Genomic DNA, 3,210 nt, shown 5'->3' with positions numbered 1-3,210 from the left:
ACGCCAAGACCGGGGAGTTGGACAGCACACGGAGCATGTTGTCCGCGGCGGCGGCCTGGCCTGGGTGCGGGCGCAGCGCCGCGTGCAGCTCCGGCAGGAACACCTGGTCGGTGCCGAGCAGCGCCTCGACGCTGAGCGCGGCGGTGATGTCCGCCGTCGTAAGCAGCTGGCGGATGTCCGCGATGGCCATCAGCAGCATGCCGAGCATGCCCTCGGTGCCGTTGACGAGGGCCAGGCCCTCCTTTTCGGCCAGCGTGACGGGTTCGATGCCGTGCGCGGCGAGGAGCTCAGCGACCGGGCGGGCATCCTTGCTCCCGTACAGTGTGCCGTCGGGGCCGGTCGCCTCGCCTTCGCCCATCAGGACCAGGGCGCAGTGGGACAGCGGCGCGAGGTCGCCCGAGCAGCCAAGGGAGCCGAATTCGCGGACCACCGGGGTGATGCCGGCGTTGAGCACGTCCACCATGGTCTGCAGCACCACCGGGCGGACGCCGGTGCGGCCGGAGGCCAGGGTTTTGGCGCGCAGGAACATGATGCCGCGGACCACTTCGCGTTCCACGGCCGGGCCCATGCCGGCGGCGTGGCTGCGGATCAGGGATTTCTGCAGCTGGGTGCGCAGCTCGTTGGGGATGTGCCGGTTGGCCAGCGCCCCGAAGCCGGTGGAGATCCCGTAGGCCGGGACCTCGCTGTGGGCGAGGTCGTCGATGTGGGCACGGACCTTGGCGACGGCGTCCAGGGCGTCCTGGGCGATGGTGACGTGGGCGTCGTGGCGGGCGACGGCGACGACGTCTTCGGGGGTGACACCGCTGGAGCCGAGGGTGACGGTGAGCGGTGAATGCGTGGTGATAGTCATGGTGAAGTCCTACTTCGTTTCGTTCATCGGGATGCGGACGCCGCGTTCCTTGGCGACTTCGACGGCGCGGTCGTAGCCGGCGTCGGCGTGGCGGATGACGCCCATGCCGGGATCGTTGGTCAGGAGGCGCGCGAGCTTTTCCGCGGCGAGGTCGGTGCCGTCGGCGACGGAGACCTGGCCGGCGTGGATGGAGCGGCCGATGCCGACCCCGCCGCCGTGGTGGATGGAAACCCAGGTGGCGCCGGAGGCCGTGTTGAGAAGGGCGTTGAGCAGCGGCCAGTCGGCGATCGCGTCGGAGCCGTCGGCCATGGCCTCGGTCTCGCGGTACGGGGAGGCGACGGAGCCGGAGTCGAGGTGGTCGCGGCCGATCACGATGGGCGCCTTGACCTTGCCCTCCTTGACGAGCTGGTTGAACAGCAGGCCGGCCTTGGCGCGTTCGCCATAGCCGAGCCAGCAGATGCGGGCCGGCAGGCCTTCGAACTCGACCCGTTCGGCGGCGGCATCGAGCCAGCGGTGCAGGTGCTTGTTCTCGGGGAAGAGCTCTTTGATGGCCTTGTCCGTGACTGCGATGTCCTCGGGGTCGCCGGAGAGGGCCACCCAGCGGAACGGGCCGAGGCCCTCGCAGAACAGCGGCCGGATGTAGGCCGGGACGAAGCCGGGGAATTCGAAGGCGCGGTTGTAGCCGCCCTTGCGGGCCTCGTCGCGGATGGAGTTGCCGTAGTCGAAGACCTCGGCGCCGGCGTCCTGGAACTCGACCATCGCCTGGACGTGCTTGGCCATCGAGGCCTGGGCCTTCTTGGTGAAGCCCTCGGGATCTGCCGCAGCCTCGCTGTGCCATTCCTCCACCGTGATGCCCTCGGGCAGGTAGCTCAGGGGGTCGTGCGCGGAGGTCTGGTCCGTGACGATGTCGACGGTGAGCTCGCCGGCGTTGTGGCGGCGCAGGATCTCGGGGAAGACCTCGGCGGCGTTGCCGACGTAGCCCACGGACCAGCCGCGGCGTTCTTCCTTGGCCTTCAGGACCTTGGCGATCGCGGCGTCGAGATCAGTTTCGACCTCGTCGAGGTAGCGCTTCCCGGCCCGGCGGCGCAGGCGGGTCTCGTCGACGTCGACAATCAGGCAGGCGCCGTCGTTCAGGGTGACGGCGAGCGGCTGGGCGCCGCCCATGCCGCCGCAGCCGCCGGTGAGGGTCAGGGTGCCGGCGAGCGTGCCGTTCTCGTCCCCGGTGAGCTTACGGGCGATCGCGGCGAAGGTCTCGAAGGTGCCCTGCAGGATGCCCTGGGTGCCGATATAGATCCAGGACCCGGCGGTCATCTGGCCGTACATCATCAGGCCCTCGGCCTCGAGCCGGCGGATCGCTTCGCGGACCGGCACCACGCTGACGCCCAGGTCCTCGGCTATCTTGGCCAGCACCAGCCGGTAGCCGGGGGAGTAGGTCCCGTCCACGATCCGGGCCTTGACGGCCGCATAGGCCTGCTCGGATTTGCTGCCGGAAGTCGCGGCCGGCGTGGCTGCGGCCCTGGCTGTCTCAGTCATTGGCCTTGCCTGCTTCCCATTCCTGGTACCGGGTCCGCCAGGCGGCGTTGAGCGGGTAGAGGCCGTCCACGCTATGGCCCTGCTGCACCATCTCGGCGATGAAGGTTTCCTCGCGTTCCTGCGCGATGGAGTCGTCCGCGAGCTCTTCGGCGAGGGCCGGCGGGATCACCAGGATCCCGTCGGCGTCCGCGACGATGATGTCCCCGGGCTGCACGGTGGTGCCGCCACAGGCGATGGTGATGTCCGTGTCCCAGGGGATGTGCCGGCGGCCCAGGACGGCCGGGTGCGGGTTGGCATAGTACGTAGGCATGTCCATGGCGGCCACGGCGGTGAAGTCGCGCACGCCGCCGTCGGTGATGATGGCGGCGGCGCCGCGGACCTGGGCGCGCAGGGCCAGGATGTCGCCGATCGTGCCGGTGCCCTTTTCGCCGCGGGCTTCCATCACCAGGATCTCGCCCTCGTTGACGGAATCGATGGCCTTCTTCTGGGCATTGAAGCCGCCGCCGTGGGTCGTGAACAGGTCCTCGCGGTTGGGCACGTAGCGCAGGGTCCGGGCCAGGCCCACGATCCGCCGCTCCGGGCGGGTGGAGGACAGGCCGTCGATGCTGACGTTGTTCAGGCCGCGCTTGCGCAGCTGGGAGGACAGGGTGGCCGTGCAGACGGACTCCAGTTTGGCCTTCAGCTCCGGGGACAGGCCCGGCGTCCCTGCCGGCTGGGCGGCGGCGAGGCCGGCCGCTTCACGGGAACCGTAGGCTTCCTCCCGCTGGAGATCATCGGTCTTGGGTCGGGCGCCGAAGTCCGCGAACTGCGTCGTGCCTTCCTCCACC

Annotated in this window: 3 protein-coding genes; all 3 read right to left on the bottom strand. The window is 69.9% G+C overall.

The genetic code is table 11. The features are described from left to right. On the bottom strand, positions 1-850 hold an 850-nt coding region (locus tag LQV45_RS22490; protein WP_230008900.1), incomplete at its 3' end, for an aromatic amino acid lyase. Positions 851-859: 9 nt separating this feature from the next. Beyond that, positions 860-2,383 (bottom strand): urocanate hydratase, encoded by a 1,524-nt coding sequence (locus LQV45_RS22485; protein WP_230008899.1) that lies wholly within the window; start codon positions 2,381-2,383, stop codon positions 860-862. Then, on the bottom strand, positions 2,376-3,210 hold an 835-nt coding region (locus LQV45_RS22480; RefSeq protein ID WP_230008898.1), incomplete at its 5' end, for a fumarylacetoacetate hydrolase family protein. The genes LQV45_RS22485 and LQV45_RS22480, both read right to left, overlap by 8 nt.

The organism is Microbacterium sp. Bi128, from assembly GCF_918698205.1.
Note: the sequence above shows the minus strand (reverse complement) of the source record. Positions and strands in the feature narration are given on the sequence as shown.